At 44.6% G+C, this 18,756-nt stretch carries 21 protein-coding genes; 12 read left to right on the top strand and 9 right to left on the bottom strand.

What is annotated here, in order from left to right:
- Nucleotides 1–98 (bottom strand): NADP-dependent isocitrate dehydrogenase (locus tag GY843_RS21010; protein WP_367183811.1); only part of this gene is annotated, 98 nt, incomplete at its 3' end.
- Nucleotides 99–447: 349 nt separating this feature from the next.
- Between GY843_RS21010 and GY843_RS07075 the strand changes: the two genes are divergently transcribed.
- The 6 genes from GY843_RS07075 (at nt 448) to GY843_RS07050 (ending at nt 4,674) form a co-directional block, all read left to right on the top strand.
- On the top strand, nt 448–612 hold the full coding sequence (locus GY843_RS07075) for an oxidoreductase-like domain-containing protein (protein WP_297307961.1): 165 nt from the start codon (nt 448–450) through the stop codon (nt 610–612).
- On the top strand, nt 602–781 hold the full coding sequence (locus GY843_RS07070) for a hypothetical protein (RefSeq protein ID WP_297307959.1): 180 nt from the start codon (nt 602–604) through the stop codon (nt 779–781). The genes GY843_RS07075 and GY843_RS07070 overlap by 11 nt, the downstream gene beginning before the upstream one ends.
- A gap of 643 nt (nt 782–1,424) precedes the next feature.
- A complete protein-coding gene (locus GY843_RS07065; protein WP_297307957.1) occupies nt 1,425–2,537 on the top strand; it encodes a hypothetical protein in 1,113 nt (370 codons plus the stop codon).
- A 96-nt stretch (nt 2,538–2,633) separates the two neighbouring features.
- Complete coding sequence (locus GY843_RS07060; RefSeq protein WP_297307954.1) at nt 2,634–3,134, top strand: paraquat-inducible protein A; 501 nt, start codon at nt 2,634–2,636, stop codon at nt 3,132–3,134.
- Nucleotides 3,127–3,741 carry a uracil-DNA glycosylase gene (locus tag GY843_RS07055; protein WP_297307952.1) on the top strand — a complete coding sequence of 205 codons (615 nt, stop codon included), beginning with the start codon at nt 3,127–3,129 and terminating at the stop codon, nt 3,739–3,741. Before GY843_RS07060 ends, GY843_RS07055 begins: the two co-directional genes overlap by 8 nt.
- A 93-nt stretch (nt 3,742–3,834) precedes the next feature.
- Nucleotides 3,835–4,674 carry an endonuclease gene (locus tag GY843_RS07050; RefSeq protein ID WP_297307950.1) on the top strand — a complete coding sequence of 280 codons (840 nt, stop codon included), beginning with the start codon at nt 3,835–3,837 and terminating at the stop codon, nt 4,672–4,674.
- Between the two features lie 37 nt (nt 4,675–4,711).
- Here the strand turns inward: GY843_RS07050 and GY843_RS07045 are convergent, their stop codons facing one another.
- Nucleotides 4,712–5,650: a LysR family transcriptional regulator gene (locus GY843_RS07045; protein ID WP_297307947.1), complete on the bottom strand. Its 939-nt coding sequence runs from the start codon at nt 5,648–5,650 to the stop codon at nt 4,712–4,714.
- Between the two features lie 169 nt (nt 5,651–5,819).
- Here GY843_RS07045 and GY843_RS07040 point away from each other — a divergent pair, with 169 nt between their 5' ends.
- Nucleotides 5,820–8,891 carry an FAD-binding and (Fe-S)-binding domain-containing protein gene (locus tag GY843_RS07040; RefSeq protein ID WP_297307945.1) on the top strand — a complete coding sequence of 1,024 codons (3,072 nt, stop codon included), beginning with the start codon at nt 5,820–5,822 and terminating at the stop codon, nt 8,889–8,891.
- Between the two features lie 47 nt (nt 8,892–8,938).
- On the opposite strand, the gene modC is transcribed toward GY843_RS07040, so the two are convergent.
- The 6 genes from modC to GY843_RS07010 all read right to left on the bottom strand — a co-directional run bounded on the left by modC (nt 8,939) and on the right by GY843_RS07010 (nt 15,107).
- Entirely contained in the window at nt 8,939–10,054 is a 1,116-nt protein-coding gene (gene modC, locus GY843_RS07035) for a molybdenum ABC transporter ATP-binding protein (protein ID WP_297307943.1), read from the bottom strand.
- Entirely contained in the window at nt 10,051–10,749 is a 699-nt protein-coding gene (gene modB, locus GY843_RS07030; protein WP_297307940.1) for a molybdate ABC transporter permease subunit, read from the bottom strand. Before modB ends, modC begins: the two co-directional genes overlap by 4 nt.
- A gap of 31 nt (nt 10,750–10,780) precedes the next feature.
- Nucleotides 10,781–11,530 (bottom strand): molybdate ABC transporter substrate-binding protein, encoded by a 750-nt coding sequence (gene modA / locus GY843_RS07025; protein WP_297307938.1) that lies wholly within the window; start codon nt 11,528–11,530, stop codon nt 10,781–10,783.
- 85 nt (nt 11,531–11,615) lie between these two features.
- The gene (locus tag GY843_RS07020) at nt 11,616–13,643 is read right to left on the bottom strand and encodes an ATP-binding protein (protein WP_297307936.1); all 2,028 of its coding nucleotides are present in this window, start codon (nt 13,641–13,643) and stop codon (nt 11,616–11,618) included.
- Nucleotides 13,644–13,652: 9 nt separating this feature from the next.
- Nucleotides 13,653–14,543 carry a response regulator gene (locus GY843_RS07015; RefSeq protein WP_297307934.1) on the bottom strand — a complete coding sequence of 297 codons (891 nt, stop codon included), beginning with the start codon at nt 14,541–14,543 and terminating at the stop codon, nt 13,653–13,655.
- 162 nt (nt 14,544–14,705) lie between these two features.
- The gene (locus GY843_RS07010) at nt 14,706–15,107 is read right to left on the bottom strand and encodes an SPOR domain-containing protein (RefSeq protein ID WP_297307932.1); all 402 of its coding nucleotides are present in this window, start codon (nt 15,105–15,107) and stop codon (nt 14,706–14,708) included.
- A gap of 2 nt (nt 15,108–15,109) precedes the next feature.
- Here GY843_RS07010 and GY843_RS07005 point away from each other — a divergent pair, with 2 nt between their 5' ends.
- The 4 genes from GY843_RS07005 (at nt 15,110) to GY843_RS06990 (ending at nt 17,431) form a co-directional block, all read left to right on the top strand.
- Nucleotides 15,110–15,271 carry a hypothetical protein gene (locus GY843_RS07005; protein WP_297307929.1) on the top strand — a complete coding sequence of 54 codons (162 nt, stop codon included), beginning with the start codon at nt 15,110–15,112 and terminating at the stop codon, nt 15,269–15,271.
- Nucleotides 15,272–15,458: 187 nt separating this feature from the next.
- Nucleotides 15,459–15,950, top strand: a complete 492-nt coding sequence (gene rraA, locus GY843_RS07000; protein WP_297307927.1) for a ribonuclease E activity regulator RraA — start codon at nt 15,459–15,461, stop codon at nt 15,948–15,950.
- A 460-nt stretch (nt 15,951–16,410) separates the two neighbouring features.
- The gene (locus tag GY843_RS06995; protein ID WP_297307925.1) at nt 16,411–16,860 is read left to right on the top strand and encodes a hemerythrin domain-containing protein; all 450 of its coding nucleotides are present in this window, start codon (nt 16,411–16,413) and stop codon (nt 16,858–16,860) included.
- A 178-nt stretch (nt 16,861–17,038) separates the two neighbouring features.
- A complete protein-coding gene (locus GY843_RS06990; protein WP_297307923.1) occupies nt 17,039–17,431 on the top strand; it encodes a hypothetical protein in 393 nt (130 codons plus the stop codon).
- Nucleotides 17,432–17,481: 50 nt separating this feature from the next.
- Here GY843_RS06990 and GY843_RS06985 read toward each other — a convergent pair whose 3' ends face one another.
- Entirely contained in the window at nt 17,482–17,907 is a 426-nt protein-coding gene (locus GY843_RS06985; protein WP_297307921.1) for an Rrf2 family transcriptional regulator, read from the bottom strand.
- A gap of 168 nt (nt 17,908–18,075) precedes the next feature.
- Between GY843_RS06985 and GY843_RS06980 the strand changes: the two genes are divergently transcribed.
- Nucleotides 18,076–18,735: an HAD family hydrolase gene (locus tag GY843_RS06980; RefSeq protein ID WP_297307919.1), complete on the top strand. Its 660-nt coding sequence runs from the start codon at nt 18,076–18,078 to the stop codon at nt 18,733–18,735.
- The last annotated feature ends 21 nt before the right edge of the window (nt 18,736–18,756 follow it).

Raw genomic sequence — 18,756 nt, 5'->3', positions numbered from 1 at the left:
GAGGTAAATGCTCGTACGATCGGCAGAAATGAACATGTTGCCAGTGATGGAGCTTCGTCAGTAAGAGTCCAGTAAATCGTTTGATTAGTTGTAGTCATTGTATTCCCCAAAAGTTTTATGGCAGTGCAGCCAAGGGTTTGCTTAAAGGTGACTTGTGGTCGCCTTTCTCCACTATGACAAACCCGGTGGTTGTAATTTCGCGACAGATTATACTGAATCCAGGGCTTTAATCCTACGTCTGACCTATGTACTTATGGCTAATGCTGTTGTGTTTTTACAACTGTTTTTATGATTTTTATTGCTGCATTGCAGCATTTTGATCATTAAAGTTACAAGTTTGTTGCTGTTTAGATATAAAACTACAAAAAAGGTGATTTTTGTTTGACTCATGGCATGTAGGTTGTCGAAGAAAGCAAAGTTAGAATAAGCTTATTAAGAGGTAAACTTATGACTGCTGCTAAAGAAAAACCTACTCCACCAGCTGACTTTGAATGTTGCGAGAACCAATGTTCACCTTGTGTCTGGGATACATATTTTGAGGAGCTTCGGATTTGGAAGGAAGCTCAGGAGAAACTAACAGCAGAGAAAGAGGGAAGTTCTGATGACGAATAAAGTCGTTGATATCGCCAGTAAACGTGATGAAGCCAACCATAAGCGTAAAGAGGAAAAGTTTGCCTCGTTACAGAAGCGGTTTGAAAAAGCGCTTCCTACAGAAGAAACGGATCCGAAAAAGAAACTCTTGAATATATTTAAAAAGAAAAACAAAAAAGGAAAGGATTAATGTAAGCACTGTAGTGATCTAAGTAAGCTTTTTCTCTGTCTAATACTCTGGCAGAGGCTTCGATTCTGGTGGCTATTGTGCTGCTAAGAACTTAACCGTCACTTCTGCTCAATTGTTTTCCACCTTATCAATTCAAAAGAATGTAGTTCTTTCTGGTAATTATTCCTTGCATCACCCGCTATCGAGTGAGCCTCATTAATAAACAGGCATTTCGGCCTGCTTCTTGCTCCATCTCCAGTTACAGAAATTTAACTTGTTCAACACTCTGAGTCGCGATGCTGCTGAAATGAACAGCGTGCAGTTGCTCGCCTGAGCCTGTCATCTGGGCTATCAGCCAGTAACCACCAGTGTTTGAGCTTTTTTCATAGGCAGGAGGTGCCATCATCAGAATGTTATTTATTAAGTAACACCCATCATTAAATTTTGAGTTAAGGAAAATTATTCTGACCTTTATCGGTTGGGATACAGACCTCTATTGCCGCTTAACTGCTTAATTAGGCAAGAGTTTTCCGCTCATACAGTAAGCCCTTCTTTGTTTTTGCTCACTCAGCAGAGGCAGGGGTTCTTTTGGCTTGTAGAAATTATTTGACTGTTTTCTCAGGAAAATGGTGCGGGTTTTTATGGCCTGAAAAAGGAGAAGAATATGATTGTTCAAAGTAGCAATATTTATATGAGCTCAGAGCATGAAAAGACTGAGTCTGTTCAAGTGACACGTTCCATGGATATGGAAAGCCTCAAGAGTTTCAGTATGCAATTTGAGGAAGTGAGGAGCCAGGCGTTACAGATCAGTAGTGCTATGTTTGCTGGCGCCAATGGCGGTATGTTTTCCACTTCTGAGGAGGGAGAGGTCACACCCTCTGTATTGGTGATGACCGATGAAGGTATGCAATTTCGTGCTGCAGAGGAAGCGGAGAAAAGCATAGCTGAACAACGTGAGATAACGCGTTCACGTTTGCTTCAGAGCCTGCTGGAAGCACTTCATCCATCAAATCGCAGTCATATGCGTAGTCCTGAGATTCAGTTCCCTCAAGAGACTGCGCAAACGGTTCCTGAGGATTATCAGCCAAATCAGCCGATTCAACTGAAACCACTCGCTTTGCAGGTGAACTTCAAAGTCACTGAGAGCATTGAGGAGTATGAGTGTACCAATTTCCATAGCTGCGGCCTGGTTAAAACGGCCGATCGTCGTGAGATTGAGTTTGATATGGCGCTGAAGATGGAGCGCAGCTACTCAGCTACTCGAGAATATGAGCTGACTGAGGAGGTGATCTTTACTGATCCATTGATTGTTAATTTCGAAGGCAATTCAGCCGATCTGAGTGATGAGAAGTTTGAGTTCGATCTGGATGCGGATGGTGACAATGAACTCATCAGTTATCTCTTGGGTGAAAGTGGTATGTTAGCACTGGACAGAAACGAGGATGGCTTGATTAATGATGGAACGGAACTATTCGGAGCCCTAAGCGGCAATGGCTTTGCTGACCTTGCTCAGTACGATGAGGACGGTAATAACTACATTGATGAAGCCGATTCTATCTTCACCGAGCTGGGTATCTGGAGCAAAACTCCTGATGCTGAGTCTTTGGTCTCTCTGGCGGATAAAGGGATCGGAGCTATCTACCTTGGCTCAACCGATTCGCCATTTGAGATAAAAGGGGAGAATAACCAGACTAATGGTCGGGTACGTTCAAGTGGGATCTATCTGACTGAAGCGGGAGGAGTGGGAACCGTTCAGCAGATTGACATGGCGGTCTGATTACTTCGCATGATCATACTGGGGTATCAGAGAGTTCTGGTACTCCAGTTACCCACTCGGTTAAAATCGGCACCAGTTTCTTATTCGAGAATATCTGTGTCTGATACTCCCACCGGTTTTAACCAACAGCAATCACTGATCCTCAGAGCGGGTTTGTTCCTTGCTGCTCTATTACTGATAGTCGGCCTTTTTAGCCCGATGATGACTATGAGTAAATTCTATTTCTTTGAGAGCTCTTTCTCTGTGTTGGGTGGGATCAATCAACTGTTTCTGGAAGGCCATGTTCTACTAGCAATATTAGTCGCTATATTCAGCGTCCTGATACCTATAGGAAAACTAATTTTTCTTTTTTTGCTAAGCGGTGTGCAAAAAGAAGAAATTCAATTTAGCTCACAACGCAAAAAATATTTGAAATTGATGCATGACTACGGGCGTTGGGCGATGTTGGATGTACTGGTTGTTGCTGTGCTAATCGTAACTGTAAAACTCGGGGCTGTAGCCAGTGTCGAAGTGCATTGGGGCTTATATGTTTTTGCTGCTGCGGTGTTTCTTATTATGTACCTGACCCACAGGATTTCGAAGCAGTTCCATGAATGATCTAGAGCCTTTCTTCGAGCGTCTACAGAAGCGTAAAAATACCCTGACGGTATTCAACCCATACCGTGAAGAGTTCAAGCTGGATAACCTTAAGCGTTATCTTGAGTTGGTATTTCAACAGCAGGGGCGCCGAGTATTACTGGTAGGTGAAGCCCCAGGTTTTAAAGGTTGTCGTCTGACGGGTATTCCATTCTCCAGCGGGCGTTTATTCGATGAAGTTGAACATCCCTTTCTGCTTCAATTGAAACCTGATCTTCATTTAGAACAACTTGAAGTAGAAAATACAGCCTCAATAGTCTGGCGTTACCTTTGTGATCAACCGGTTGTGCCGTTGTTCTGGAACTCTTTCCCGTTTCATCCTCACCCGTCTCGGGTTCAAAAGAAAAACAGAGCTCCGAAGAAAGCAGAAATTGATGAGGGAGTAGAGTATCTGCAGATGCTAGTGGATTACTATCAACCCGATGTCATCGCTGGGTTGGGCAGGAAAGGGGCTGAGTCAGTGCAGCGGGTATTCCCGGATAAAGAGGTAGCTTACATCCGTCATCCTTCCTACGGTGGTAAGAAAGATTTTGTAGCTGGTATGAACCAGATACTCAATGATTATTAAGGCTCTATTTAACTCGTATTGAGATAATACAGCGACTCATTAGATATTGCAGGACGCATCAATCAGGCATTGGAAGCCATTTAAGGAACTCCAATGCGATTCTCTACTGTTTTACTATTAAGTTTGCTCATTCCCGCGTATGCGTCCGCAGAACATCCTAAATCTTTCTCCAGTGCTAAGCGGATACTGAAAGATATATATACTGATAATCCCACTTCTTTCTATTGTGGTTGTGATTACACCGCTCAGGGTAAAAAACTGGTTCCTCAATTCGAGAACTGTGGTTTCCAACCACGAAAAAATGCAAAGCGTGCAAAACGTATTGAGTGGGAACATGTAATGCCCGCCTGGGCGTTTGGTCATCAGCTACAGTGCTGGCAAGAGGGAGGCCGTAAAGCTTGTAAAAAGAACCCAAACTTTAAACGAATGGAGTCTGATCTGCATAACCTTGTCCCTGCCATAGGAGAAGTGAATGGAGACAGATCTAATTTCAGCTTTGCTCAGATGGAAGGTGAACCTCGAGTTTATGGTTCCTGTGATATGGAAGTTAATTTTAAGGCTCGCAAAGTAGAGCCGGCTCCTCACGTGCGTGGTGATATCGCGCGTACTTATTTCTATATGCGTGACCAGTATGGCGTGAGAATCAGTAGGAAACAGGAACAACTATTTAATGCTTGGGCAAAACTAGATCCTGTTTCCAGTTGGGAACTGGAAAGGAATAGAGTGATAGAAAAAATTCAGGGTAACGCTAATCCCTATGTTTTTATTGAAACAGCCGTGACTGAAACAGCCGTGACTGAAACTGTTGCGACTAATGCGACTGTGATTGAAACGGCAGATCCTACAAGCAGTAAACTGGTAGTCGCAGAATCTCAATCCACAACTGCATCAGGTCTTATTGGCAAGATTAAGTCGGTGTTGAAGCTGGACTAAGGGGTAATAAGTAAGGGGTGAAATTGCGCTCCTAAGATTACGGTTTATTACCTACAAACATGGGTAACTCAGTGCTTTCAAAGTATTGATTGATCATTTCCAGCAATGTATCAGCCGCCGGGCTTAGTGCCCGGCCTTTTCGGCTGATAATACATATCTGTCGATGCAGTGCAGGCTTAGCCAACGGGACAAAGCGTAGTTGATCAAAGGCGATGGTACTGGCTGCTAGTGCGGGAAGAAGGGCTATACCTAATTCTGCTTTTACCATTTCTGCCAAACCCGCAGGGGTTGATATTTCAATCAACGCTCCTTGTAACTGTAGGTCCAGGTTGTTTTCTTTCTCTAGCTTAAGTAACTGTGAGCGTGTGCCGGTATCTTCAGTCAGGTGGACCTGGGGAAGTTTACTGATCTCCTGCCAACTGAGTTCTTCTTTATCGGCCAGTGGATGATCAATGGGCAGGACCACTCCATATCGGTCACTTAAAACAGGTTGATAGTTTAGCTCTGGTTGGTGTGAGTGGTTACCGCCTATGCCAAAATCCACCTCATTCTCAAGTACCCGTTGCTCTATGCCTCCAGCATTATCATCGCGTAGGTAGATTCCAATTTTTTGGAACTGCTGATGGTAGTTTTTAACAATCTCCGGCAGCACTCGGCCAATCATAGAGGGAGAGGCAGCGATACCGACCTGGCCCTGTTGTTGAGTTGCAGTTGCTTGCAGGTCATTAAATGCGGTATCGAAATCTGATATCAATTTTTCTGCAACGGGAAGAAAGCTTTCACCTTGGCTGGTGAGCAACACGCGTCGGGTTGTGCGGTCTAGAAGTTTAAGCCCAGCCTGCTCCTCTAACTGTTTAATAGTTGCTGTCAGAGTGGATTGAGTCAGATGCAGATTATCTGCTGCGCGGGTAAAACTACCGGTTCCAGCAATTTCAATAAATGCACGTAGATGGCGGATTGATATATTGTTCGTCATTATCAATTAATTCATTGAATTTTATCGTTTGATTGATAAATAACAATTCTGCATCATAGCAACCATTCCATCAAATAGATGATTAAAATTTATACGATTAGCTGTTGGCGGCTCTGAGCAGGCTGCTGAAACATTATTGGTAGACAGCTAATCAATAGAGGTGAGCCTTATGATTCCTCGTCTTTCACAAGTCGAAACGACCGAAGTTATCTATCTGCAGTTTATTGAAGCGCTGAAGCAGGGCGGTTTTTCTGGTGATTTGAACCCAGATTATGCCAACCGAATTGTCCTATCTACGGACAACAGTATCTACCAGATGCTACCGCAGGGCGTGTTATACCCAAGAAGCACCGAAGATTTGGTGCTGATCGCTAAACTGGCGGATGAAGAGCGTTTTGCAGATGTGAAAATGAGTGCCCGTGGCGGTGGTACCGGTACTAACGGTCAGTCATTGACTGATGGTTTGATTGTTGATGTGTCCAAACACATGAACCAGGTTCTGGAGATCAACGCTGAAGAGCGTTGGGTTCGTGTTCAAGCGGGTGTGGTTAAAGATCAGTTGAACCGTGCTCTGAAACCTTATGGCTTCTTCTTTGCTCCAGAACTATCTACCAGTAACCGCGCTACTGTAGGCGGTATGATCAATACCGATGCCAGCGGTCAGGGCTCTGTGATGTACGGCAAAACCCGTGATCATGTGTTGGAGCTGGATTCAGTACTGCTGGGTGGTCAACTGTGGAGCTCTAAACCGATCTCTGATGAAGAGCTTGCACAGATCAAAAAGCGTGATGACCGTGTTGGTGAAGTTCACCGCTTGGTAGATCAGGTTTTCAGTGAGAAGAAAGATCTCATTGATGCAAAGTTTCCAAAACTTAATCGCTGCCTGACAGGTTACGATCTGGCCCATATCCGCGATGAAGAGGGACGTTTTAACCTGAACTCAGTACTTTGTGGTGGTGAAGGTTCTCTTGGTTTTATTGCCGAAGCCAAATTAAACGTCCTGCCAATCCCTAAGTTTGCTGCTCTGGTAAACATTAAATACGACAGCTTCGAAGCTTCATTGCGTGATGCTACTGATCTAATGGAGTGGAACCCGACCTCCATCGAAACCATTGATTCAAAAGTGTTGAATTTGGCGATGGGTGACATTATCTGGGACACGGTAAGCCAGTACTTTCCGCAGGAAGAGAGTGAGCCTGAGATCAGTGGTATCAACCTGGTTGAATACACCTCTGATGATGAAGAAGCACTGCGTGCTGATGTAGCCAGACTGGAAGAACATCTTAAAACCGTAGCAGGGCAGCAGGACAAGAGCTTTGGTTACTCTGTGGTATATGGTGCCGCTGAGATTGGTAAAGTCTGGGCGATGCGTAAAAAGGCGGTTGGCTTGCTGGGTAATGCAAAAGGGCAGGAACGTCCGATCCCATTTGTAGAAGATACTGCCGTACCACCTGAGAATCTGGCTGACTTTATCATGGAGTTCCGTAAGGTTCTTGATGATCGTAATCTGGCTTATGGCATGTTTGGCCACGTTGATGCTGGTGTACTGCATGTTCGCCCAGCAATCGATATGAAAGATCAGGTGCAGGAATCCCTGATCCGTGAAGTGACTGATGCTGTGGTTGCCCTGACCGTTAAATACAAAGGTCTGCTCTGGGGTGAGCATGGCAAAGGTGTTCGTTCTGAATATGCACCTGAGTTCTTTGGTGAGCTCTATCCAGAGCTACAACGAATTAAGGCAGGTTTTGACCCACGTAATCAGATGAACCCGGGTAAGATCGCAACGCCAGCGATCGATTGTGCAGAGCTTCTGAAAATTGATGAAGTGCCTACAAGAGGTCAGTTTGATCGTCAGATCAGCGCACCTGTACGTGAAGAGTACGATGCTGCGATGTTCTGTAACGGTAATGGTGCATGTTTTAACTACGATCCGAATGATGCGATGTGCCCATCATGGAAAGGTACACGCCAGCGTATTAACTCGCCCAAAGGCCGCTCCTCTCTGATCCGTGAATGGCTTCGTCTGATGGAGAAAACCGGAACCGATCTGGTAGAGGAATCTAACAAAGCCAAACGAACTTCCTTCCTTGCCTCTCTGCCTAAGCGGATCAAAAACAGCATGGCGAAGAATAAAGAAGAGGAGTATGACTTCTCTCATGAAGTTCATGAATCAATGATGGCATGTCTGGCTTGTAAATCCTGTGTGGGTCAATGCCCGATTAAAGTGAATGTTCCGGATTTCCGTGCACGCTTCCTGGAAGTTTATTACGGGCGCTACCTGCGTCCTGCCAAAGATTACATGGTGGGTTCACTGGAATATATGATCCCGTGGCTGTCAAAATTCCCAGCTCCATACAACTGGGCTATGAAAAACCAAGCCCTTAAAGGGATTTTCCGCAAACATGCTGGAATGGTGGATAGCCCAACGATCTGTACTAACAGCCTGATCAAGGGCATGAAGGCACGTGGTATTGATTTCGCAACGCCTAAGCTGATCAAGAAAGGTTTGACGCAGGAAGAGCGCGAAAACGCAGTTATTATCGTTCAGGATGCTTTCACCAGTTACTTTGAGACTCAGCTGGTACTGGATCTGGTTGATCTGCTTACAGGGCTGGGTTTCTATGTGTTGATGGCGCCATTCAAACCAAACGGCAAACCGCTACATGTGCATGGTTTTATGAAGGCATTTGAGAAAGCGGCTGAGTCTAACTCCGCAATGCTGAAAGCGCTGGATGAAACAGGCGTGCCGCTGATCGGTATCGACCCATCAATGACGCTGACTTACCGTCAGGAGTACGGTTATGTGGTACCAGAAAAGGATCTGCCGAATGTTCAGCTGATTCAGGAGTGGTTATCTACCCAGACTGAAAAGCTGACTGTATTCCGCAAGGATGATCTACCTGCTGCTGAGTTTAAACTTCTGGCGCACTGTACTGAGAAAACTAACGCTGCGCCAAGCATCCGTATGTGGCAGCAGATCTATGAAGCGATGGGTCAGAAACTGGAGATTCAGCCGGTAGGGTGCTGTGGTATGTCTGGTACTTATGGCCATGAGACTCAGAATGTAGAAACGTCGCGTAATATCTACCAGTTGAGTTGGTCTGAGGTGGTCAATGCACCAGAAAACCAGGGTAAGCTGGTGGTTACCGGTTATTCTTGTCGTAGTCAGGTTAAGCGGATAGATGAGAAACAGATCCCACATCCTATACAGATGCTGCTGACATTGCTGAGGGAGTCTTAAGCAATTCAAAAGTGGGGGACAGGTTGAAACCTGTCCCCCTGTATTATCTATCTAACAACAGCTACCGACTTAATCTGTGCCCAGATCTCTTTCCCTGTTGTCAGATTAAGGTGATGGACTGATCTGCGGGTCAATCTAGCAATTAGATACTCCGAACCCGCCTGTAGCCTTACCAGAGACATGGCCTCATCCTGATCATCAACGATTTCAGTTACTGTAACCTTAATCCGGTTAAGGATACTGGACTGATCGCAGGGTTGTTCAGTCAGGCTCACATCTCGGGCGAGTACACGAATCCGAACTTCTTGGTCTAACTCATCACCACCATCACGGACCCAGAGTTCACCACCGTCAAAGGCAACCCGAGATAGATGCCATTGGCTATCCCTCTCTGCTACTTTCCCGACAATAACAACACCACTGTTTTGGTCGAATGGTAGAGATAGATCTACTCGTGAAAATACGTCAGTGACACTACCCTGAGCGATCACTTTGCCCTGATTCAGAACAACAGTGTGATCGGCTAGGCGTGCGACTTCATCCATGGAATGGCTGACGTAAAGCACAGGGGTATCGAATGTTGTGTGCAGCTTTTCAAGATAAGGAAGGATCTCCTGCTTGCGGGCACTGTCTAACGAAGCCAGTGGTTCATCCATCAGCAGAAGTTGAGGCTGGATCAATAGTGCTCTGGCGATAGAGACTCGTTGTCTTTCTCCGCCAGAGAGTTGTTCCGGGTAGTGATCCAGAATAGATTCTATCCCCATGACTTCTACCACTCGTTTGTATAAGCTTTCCTCAACAGGTGTTGCAGAACGTTTTATTGCGTACTTAAGATTACCTCTGGCACTTAAGTGAGAAAACAGACTGGATTCCTGAAATACATAACCGATCGGGCGCTTGTGCGTGGGGAGTGACAGTTTGCCATCATGCCAGCAATCACCGTTAACCATCAGTTTGCCCTGATCCGGTGACTCCAGACCGGCTATACAGCGAAGTAGTGTTGTTTTTCCTGATCCGGAATGACCGAAGATTGCGGTAATACCGTTACCTGGTAGTTTCAGGTCTACATTTAGCACAAAGGCCGCTTTGCCGTTTGCTGGTCGTGATAGCTCGAAGCGGGCGCAGATAGCATCATCATTACAGTTTTCAGTCACGCAGCTCATAATCTCCCCCCCAGTTTCATACCGAGCCCGCCTTTGCGTTGAAGGCTGTAGAGCAACAATAAGACAGCGAAAGAGAAAACTACCATGGCCCCTGCTAAGCCATGGGCTTGACCGTATTCAAGAGATTCAACATGGTCATAGATCTGCACTGATACCACGCGGGTTTCATCAGGGATATTACCACCGATCATCAGCACCACACCGAATTCGCCTACGGTATGGGCAAAGCCTAGAATAGCAGCAGTGATAAACCCAGGTTTTGCTAGTGGTAGTACTACAGTAAAGAAGCGATCTACAGGTCCTGCTCTTAGGGTTGATGCTACCTCAAGGGGACGATTTCCCAATGCCTCCATCGCATTCTGAATTGGTTGGACAACAAATGGCATTGAGTAGAAAACAGATGCAACAACCAAGCCCCAGAAGGTAAAGGGCAGTGTGCCCAGACCCAAGCTTTGAGTCATCTCACCAATAAACCCGTTTGGTCCCATCGCGAGCAACAGGTAAAAGCCCAGTACGGTTGGAGGGAGTACGAGTGGCATTGCAACTAATGCTGCGATAGGGCCTTTAAGCCAAGACTGAGTTCTTGCCAACCACCAAGCGATAGGAGTGCCAATCAGTAACAGTAGCAGTGTTACCGTTGAGGCTAGTTTTAGTGTCAGCCATATGGTGGCGATGTCTGCGTCGGAAAAGCTCATCAGTTTGCTGATTGTTCTTAGTGGTTGCTCTTTAGAAGGTTTTATAACCGTACGATTCTATGATTTTTTGCGCTGCTTGGCTGCGTATAAATTTAATAAAATCCTCAGCTGCAGCGTTTTTTTCGGCATTATTAAGAAGAATTAGATCCTGATGAATCGGTCTGTAAAGGTTCTCTGGAATAATCCACTCGTTATGGGTTTGTTCCCCGTCTCTCGCTTGCGATAAGGCTACAAACCCCATGTCGGCGTTACCTGTACGGACGAATTGATATGTTTGGGCGATATTTTCACCTAACACCCATTTCCTGTGTGTTTGTTCGGTTAGTCCCATTGAGTCCAGTACTTCCGCCGCAGCTCTTCCGTATGGGGCTAGTTTAGGATTGGCCAGGGCGAGTTTTCGGAATTCCCCCTGTTTTAACCGAGTAATAAGATCGCTGCTTGTTCCTGCATCTGAAGTTGACCAGAGTACCAACATGCCCGTTGCATAAGTAAAACGGCTTCCTTTAACAGCCATCCCGTTTTCCTCTAGTGCTAGAGGTTTATCCTGATCGGCAGATAAGAAAATGTGGAAGGGCGCGCCATGGTTTATTTGTGCGTAGATCTTTCCGGATGATGCAAACGAGAGATTAATCTTGTGATCAGAAGTGGTCTCGAAGGCCTGAACAATCTCTCTCATCGGTTTAATAAAGTTTGAAGCAACAGCGATATTGAGCTTGTCAGCCAGGACGCTGCTGGGCAGTAGAATGGTAGAGAGGAAGAGCAGGGCGGATCTAAATAACATCAGTGTATCTCAATTAAGGGCGGACAAGTTTAGCATGGATAGTAAAGATATTATGAAAGTCTAATATAGCTTGCTTTGTGAACCGTTATCTCTGCTTCAAGGGTAACTGGAGAGTAAAGCAGCATCCTTGATTTATGTTATTAGTAGCAAAGATTCTGCCGTGGTGAGCATGGAGTATTTCCCTACAGATTGCTAGGCCAAGTCCTGTGCCGCCGGCTTTGGTTTTCGTTTTACTGGATTGTACAAACTTATCGAAAACATGTTCTAGCTCCTCATCAGGAATGCCTGGGCCTGAGTCACGAACTTGAATTTCTATGCCCGGTTGTATGCCTGTATCTTCTTTACGTCTACCGAGGGGTAAATCTATGGCTGAATAATGGATGCTTATCTCAGAACCTTCCGGTGAAAACTTAATTGCATTCGAAATCAGGTTACGGAAAACTTGCTCCAGCTTTTGCGGATCATATTCGACTATGAGGTCAGTATCAGCAGCATGTTCAATTTTGAGTTGTTTTTTTGCAAGAAGAAGGGAAAGTTCTTCAATCACCAGATTACAGCTTTGGCGAAGATCTTTCTCTTTTAGCTCAAGTTCAATCAAACCTGATTCCAGTTTGGATAGATCTAACAAGTCATTAACAAGATGCAGAAGGCGCTCACCACTTTCATTAATTCGTGTGAAATATCGTTTAAGTCGGCTGGTGGGGGCTACTTCAACCTTGTCTTGACCCATTTCAGAGAAACTTAGAATGCCATGCAAGGGGGTTCTTAACTCGTGAGACATGTTCGCCAGGAACTCACTCTTAAGTTGGTTTGCTTCTTCTGCTTTTTCTTTAGCTTGACGAAGATCCTGAGTGCGAGAATCCACGAGCTGTTCCAGATTTTCGCTGTGAATACGAAGTTCTTTAGTTACTTCTGCAGCGAAATCTGTAGCCTGCTTTCTACTTCTCGCCATCACAATGACAAGGCCCATCAGGATCAAAGTGGAGAACAGAATTAGTCCCCAGATTAGCATTTTTGTTTGTTCAAGAGTGGAATATGCTTCTGCTGCATCCATCTCTGTTGCTAAATAAGCTTGGGACGTTTTGTCGTAACGCCATGCGCCAATAACCTTTACTCCTCGGTAATCCCTATAAGGCTTTAGGGTTTCACCTGAGAAAATATTCTCACTTACAGGAACAACTTTGGTAAACGGTTGCTTGTCTCTTGAGAGTGCAGACTTTTCTCCCAGAGTCAGGTTTACGCCGGGGTCTCTGATTTGGATATTGAGAACATCGGGTTCTCCAGGTTCTAAAAGCCCGATCTCTTCCAAGTGTTCCTGAAAGCGAGACTCACTGAGTAAGACCCCTTTGTCATTGTAAAAATAGGTTTCGCCCGATGAGCCTAAACGTTCTATTTTAGAAACGCTGGTGTAGCCATCAGAAATTGCGAGGCGGAAGGCGAGTACTGCCATTACCTTATTCGTCTCTGGATCATTGAGCGGCGTCAACACGAACATCGTTGGCATACCACGTCGCATGTTACCGTTTCGATCAGGTAATAAAATTTCAGCATGCAGGGGAGGGGTAATCAGGGTCTGGCCTAGAAAAGCCAGATCAAGAAATTTCTGCTCTTGGGTGATAATGCTTTTCTTGCCCAGAATGTTGTTTCGTAAGGCCACAATATTGGTCATATCAGGCGAGATAATGGTAAACCCGTGATAGCCGTAATCGATCAGCGTTGGCTTGATCCCTTTACGCAGCTCTCTGACGAGAGGATTTTGATTCAGAGTGGCCTTATCTACTTTGGAGTCGATAAGTTGTTTGGTTAACAAGGTCCAGTTTTCACGTTCTTCTGCGTGGGTTTTAATAACGCTTAAATGGGATTGATGCCAACTGTCTAATGCTATTTGGGTTGAATCCAAAACCGTTCTCAGCATATGGCGCAGCTCATCACGGGTACTTTTTTCAATCCGATCCAGTATGAGGAAGGTCACCACCAGAATTGTGCAAAGGGTGAAAAAGGAAACGACAGTGTTGGTCATACCAATACGACTTAGTCGGTTGATCAGCCTCTCATTTTCACGGTTGGTAAGCTCATATACAGCGCTTCTGGGAATTGAAGGATCAGGCCTCATGGCTTCTTCCTATAGTTCAGCAATAGCAATGACCTCATTGCCGCAACCCAGATATTCAATAGAAGCAAAACAAACCATATTTGCCATGGCGATACCGCGGCCATGGGAATCAAATGCTCGTTCAGGCGATAGTTCCAGATAGTCTTTCCAGTTGAAACCATTACCCTGATCTTTGATATGAAACTTTAGATTGGTATCCGTTCTTTCGATACACAGTTCTGCAAACAGGGATTTGTACTGTTCCTGTACGAGTCTGTTGTTGATCTCCTCCGCCCATTTACCTTCATTGTTGAGGCGGCTTTTGTCCTCATAGCTAATACCAAGATTGCCATGCTCAATCGCATTTATCATCAGTTCACTCAAACCCATACGCAGTTCAGGTTTCTCTGGATACGCTGTAACAATCTGTTCAATAAGCGTATTAACTTCTTCAAGGGTTTGGAAAGATAGCTTGCAGGGAAGGGTAAGTTCTGAAGATGGCTGTTCTGATTCAGAGGCATGCTTGGCGTTTAGAGTGGCGTAATCATCCAGAGCGGAGTTGAAAATAGAGAGAAGGGTGGCCTTATCATAAGGCTTGGTGAGGTAATAATAGGCACCTGCCTGTAAACCTTCATCAACCGAACCTTTGTCGGATAGGGCTGTTTGCATTATTACCGGGATATATTTCCATTGCTCTTCATTTTTAATTCGCTTTAGAAGTTCAAGGCCATCCATTCCCGGCATCATACGGTCTAGTAAAACGGCTGAAAAATTGTGCTCACCGCTTTGGAGTATATCCCAGGCCTCCTCTCCATCTTCTGCACAAATGGGTATGTGACCTTCATCCTCAATATATTCAGCAAGAATTTCCAAGTTTAGAGGTTCATCATCTACGACTAATATCTGTAAATGTGATTCCATGATCAGCGGCCTTCCTTATTATTGTTAGAACTTCGCATCATTCGTTGTAGTCTTTCTTTGGAGTATAAGCATAAATAACCCTTGGAACCCAGTCTTACCAGTTATAAGAATGGTTACAATCAGTTTTGAAACGCTTCTTCCACCTATGAAATTTACTATTACTCACTTTAAGGTAGGGCTTAATCTAACATAGGCGTCAGCAAACCCAATGCTCTTAAGCAATTCAGCATGTTTAGCTGCTTCAGTACGGTTGTTAAATATGCCAGACGCCAGACCGTATAACGTAGTTTTGACTGGAAACACTATTGCTGAGAATCCCTCACCAAGTTTTATTATTGCCTCTTTACGGCTCGATTCCTGTTGATACACCCCTAGCTGAACCGTGAAGGTTTTTGCTGGCGTTGTCATTTCATCTCTGAGCGATGAATGGGTAGGAAACTGTTTATGTGTGCGTTCAGTTTTTATTTGTTGGGCGTGTTTGTTGGGAACCGGAGTTAAAACACCTTTATTTCTGGTAGATAAAACATTTGAGGGTGTTATTTGGCTAGCGCCTAGGTCTCTCACGGTTGCAACTGTGTGCGGTGTTTGAGAGGTGGTGCTGGCCGATACGGGTACTTCCAGAAGTTCAGGCTTTGATGACGCTTTCTGAGTTAGTGGTGGTGAAGGAAGAAAGCATCGCGGTGAAGATTCTTCAGGGTGATGGCGGTGACACAGTGGATCAGGCTTAGTCGAGCAGCCGAACAAGATAACCGTGATGAGTATCGCGCATAGCTTTATAAACCTTCCGTTGCGTAGCATGACTCAATTTTCCTGCCTAAGTTGTAGTGCATTTGCACACTATATGGAGGAATATACAATCTTTGTTTTTTAATAGCAGCTGCTTGCTTGTGCTGTAAATCAATTAAGGAGTGTATAGTGGAAGATCTTCTGCCCGAACTGTGTGATCAGTTCCCAGACCTGGTGCAGGTTGTAGAACCAATGTTCGGTAACTTTGGCGGTCGTGAGCGTTTTGGTGGTGAAATTGTCACACTTAAAGCATTCGAAGATAACTCGCTTGTTCGTGAGCAGGTGGCTTTGCCAGGTGATGGTAAAGTACTGGTAGTAGACGGTGGTGGTTCTATGCGCCGTGCTATGCTGGGCGATATGCTGGCAGAGAAAGCTACTAAAAACGGTTGGGAAGGTATCATCATTTACGGCTGTATCCGTGATGTGAATGCTATTGGTGATTTGAATCTAGGTGTTCAGTCGCTGGGTACACACCCTATGAAAACTGAGAAGAAAGGTTTGGGTGAGTTGAATGTTGAAGTGACCTTTGGTGGTGTAACGTTCCGCCCAGGCGACTATGTATATGCGGATAATAACGGTGTCTTAGTTTCTCCTCAGAAATTAGAGGTTAAAGAAGATTAATTCTGTTTGAGTTCTTTTATAAGATTTTAAAGCCCGCAATTGCGGGCTTTTTTGTGTCAGTTACGCTCATATATCAGCGATCAATATAATCCCATCTGATAGCTGACGTATGTCTTTGCTAGAAGAGCAAATGTTGTCATTCCAGTAATACCCCACAAAAAAATAAAGCGTCCTTCTCTGGATGCTTTTGATTTATTGGATACATGCCACACGCTCCACAATTTGAACGCAACCATTCCTAAAACGGCAAAAAATACCGTTATTTCAGTGTTACTCCAGACAACCATTTTTACTCCGCCTATAAAATGTATTTGTAATATGTCTTTACATATATAAAATGGATTTTAAATACATTATTTGGTGGGCCATATGAAATCGATAAAAAAGCAGCATGATGACTGGATGGATGTAACAAAGTCAGCTGTTAACAAAATACACAAAACTGATGGCTATAAGGGAGATGGGCCTGGGCAAACAAAGAGAAATAAAATTGTGGGGAGCCGAAACCATGAGAAGAAGTGAAGCCTTAATTCCATTGAGTCATGATCATCATGCGTTAGTGACTGCCAAAAGGATCAATGAGTTATGTAAGCAAGCGGAAGCTGAAATTCAAGAATATTGGGCAGCTAAGCGGGAGGTTATTCTTGGGGATATGAAGCCCCATTTTGATATTGAAGAGGCGAGCCTGATTCCGTTGCTGAAAGATAATGGGCCTGATTTATATGCTCGCTTAGTAAGTTATCATGAACAGATGACAGAATTACTTGAGAACCCTAACTTCTCTTCGGCTATACAGTTCGCAGATCTCCTGAAGCAGCATGTTCGATTCGAGGAAAGAGAGCTATTCCCCTGGTTAGAGAGCCAATATTCTCAGCAGTTCTTAGCAAATATCATGAGAAACTCTTCATAAACACACAGAATTTTAGCTGTATAGATATTGTGCAGCTGCAAAAAAGCGTGTATTTATATTATTGTGCATGTGCGTAATGAAATGGTCATTACACAGTAATTTACTAGTAATGACCGGGTTGTACCCTAGTATGACAATCAACATGACTTAATGCGGCACTGCGCAAGGAGTATGGATTATGAAGGAATTAGATTGTTACTTTGTTGGCCACATCACCAGTGGTAGTGATGAGATTAAACTGGCTGAACCTGTTCGTCCCCATAATATGGCAGTGAGTTTCACTGAGTCACTTGGGGAGTTTTTCTTTAACTTTGCAGAAAAACATTTTCACTGTGAGAAGGGTGATGAGATCCTGCTGATGTCTGCGTCGGTAGATTGTAGTGACCTAGATGAATCTGAGTTTGTTGATGGTTTTAAGCAGAGGACTGAGGCCTGCCTTGAGCAGAAGTCAGGGGAGATAATCAAACGGCGTATCGCCATTGCAAGTGACTCTACAGAGCTATCTGCACGCGTGAGAATGGATCTGTATGAAAAGCACCGCTTGATCATGCAGCAGGCAGAGGTTGCCTAGTTTGCGAATTAGTTCTTGGGGACAGATTTAAATCTGCCCCAGGATACTTCCTAGTTAGATTGGATGAGACTCTCTCTCATAACTGGATTGCCGAGAAGGTCTTCCAGTGTATAGCCTTTAAGCACTGACATAAATGCCTGTTGTGCTTGCCCCAAAACCCCTTGAAGCGTGCAGAAGCCGGTAAGTCTGCAGCTCTGTTGAGCACAATTGATCAAGGGTTCATTTCCTTCTGCCTGAGCAATAAGGTCCCCTAGGTTAATCTCACCGGTCGCTTTTGCCAGTTTAATCCCACCATTTTTGCCTCGATAGGTATCCAAATAACCCGTTTTTGATAGGGCATGGACAACTTTCCTTAGGTGCTCAATGGAAATATCGTAATAGGATGCTATTTCAGAAAGTGTGACTAAACGGTCACTATTGGTGGCTGTATAAAATAGTACACGAAGAGTGTAATCGGTGAATCGGCTTAGTTGCATCGGATTGGGCTTATATAAAGATGTCTTTGAAATATACGTTAGCTGAAGCTGGCAACGCAAGTCGTAATAGAAAATTGATAGCAAGTTATCTTGAAGTTTCTGCTAACGCCTATATAAGTACTTCTATATTAAGTGTTTTCTTTTTCTTAGTCTTACTATGGGTATCTTGTGTACAAACTACTGATTTTTGACTGGGATGGTACGATTATCGATTCAGCTGCACGTATCGTCTCCAGTATGCAGGCGGCAGCCAAGGATTGTGATTATCCCGTACCATCAGAAGAGCAGGTCCAAAATATTATTGGATTAGGAATGCCGGAGGCTGTTCGGGCGCTGATTCAAGGTGTTGATGATGATGGTATTGAACAAATGCGTAACCGCTATGGTCATTACTATCTGAGTGAAGATTCAACTCCATCACCTCTATTTCCAGGCGCTCAACATACGCTGGAAAGCATGCGCAAGCGTGGTATGCGTATGGCAGTGGCGACAGGAAAGGGGCGTAATGGATTAGGCAGAGCTTTTGCTCAGACCGGGCTCGGTTATATTTTTGAAACCTCGCGCTGTGCAGATGAAACTACATCTAAACCACATCCTCATATGCTGGAGGAAATTTTAGAGGAAACGGGTGTTTCTTCTTCTGAAGCGGTTATGATTGGTGATACTGAGTATGACCTTGAGATGGGGAAGCGTGCAGGGATGGATGTGATCGCAGTGAGCTATGGTGCTCATCATATTGATCGTTTAAAAGGGTTTAATCCGGTTCTGGAAGTAGATAATTTCCCTGAACTTGAGGTTTGGTTGGAAAAACAGGGCTGTTTTGCCTAAGGAGTATTTTGTGTCGGACAA

The sequence above is a fragment of the Neptuniibacter sp. genome, from assembly GCF_024231755.1.
In the GTDB taxonomy this organism is placed as follows: Bacteria; Pseudomonadota; Gammaproteobacteria; order Pseudomonadales; family Balneatricaceae; genus Neptuniibacter.
The sequence above is the reverse complement of the archived record's forward strand: the minus strand, read 5'-3'. Positions and strand labels throughout refer to the sequence as shown.

Bases quoted from the DNA above. Each gene is read 5' to 3' on its own strand.
- GY843_RS07075 (WP_297307961.1), top strand. From the start codon at position 448: ATGACTGCTGCTAAAGAAAAACCTACTCCACCAGCTGACTTTGAATGT.
- GY843_RS07070 (WP_297307959.1), top strand. From the start codon at position 602: ATGACGAATAAAGTCGTTGATATCGCCAGTAAACGTGATGAAGCCAAC.
- GY843_RS07065 (WP_297307957.1), top strand. From the start codon at position 1,425: ATGATTGTTCAAAGTAGCAATATTTATATGAGCTCAGAGCATGAAAAG.
- GY843_RS07055 (WP_297307952.1), top strand. From the start codon at position 3,127: ATGAATGATCTAGAGCCTTTCTTCGAGCGTCTACAGAAGCGTAAAAAT.
- GY843_RS07050 (WP_297307950.1), top strand. From the start codon at position 3,835: ATGCGATTCTCTACTGTTTTACTATTAAGTTTGCTCATTCCCGCGTAT.
- GY843_RS07045 (WP_297307947.1), bottom strand. From the start codon at position 5,650: ATGACGAACAATATATCAATCCGCCATCTACGTGCATTTATTGAAATT.
- GY843_RS07040 (WP_297307945.1), top strand. From the start codon at position 5,820: ATGATTCCTCGTCTTTCACAAGTCGAAACGACCGAAGTTATCTATCTG.
- modC (WP_297307943.1), bottom strand. From the start codon at position 10,054: ATGAGCTGCGTGACTGAAAACTGTAATGATGATGCTATCTGCGCCCGC.
- modB (WP_297307940.1), bottom strand. From the start codon at position 10,749: ATGAGCTTTTCCGACGCAGACATCGCCACCATATGGCTGACACTAAAA.
- modA (WP_297307938.1), bottom strand. From the start codon at position 11,530: ATGTTATTTAGATCCGCCCTGCTCTTCCTCTCTACCATTCTACTGCCC.
- GY843_RS07020 (WP_297307936.1), bottom strand. From the start codon at position 13,643: ATGAGGCCTGATCCTTCAATTCCCAGAAGCGCTGTATATGAGCTTACC.
- GY843_RS07015 (WP_297307934.1), bottom strand. From the start codon at position 14,543: ATGGAATCACATTTACAGATATTAGTCGTAGATGATGAACCTCTAAAC.
- GY843_RS06995 (WP_297307925.1), top strand. From the start codon at position 16,411: ATGGGCCTGGGCAAACAAAGAGAAATAAAATTGTGGGGAGCCGAAACC.
- GY843_RS06990 (WP_297307923.1), top strand. From the start codon at position 17,039: ATGAAGGAATTAGATTGTTACTTTGTTGGCCACATCACCAGTGGTAGT.
- GY843_RS06985 (WP_297307921.1), bottom strand. From the start codon at position 17,907: ATGCAACTAAGCCGATTCACCGATTACACTCTTCGTGTACTATTTTAT.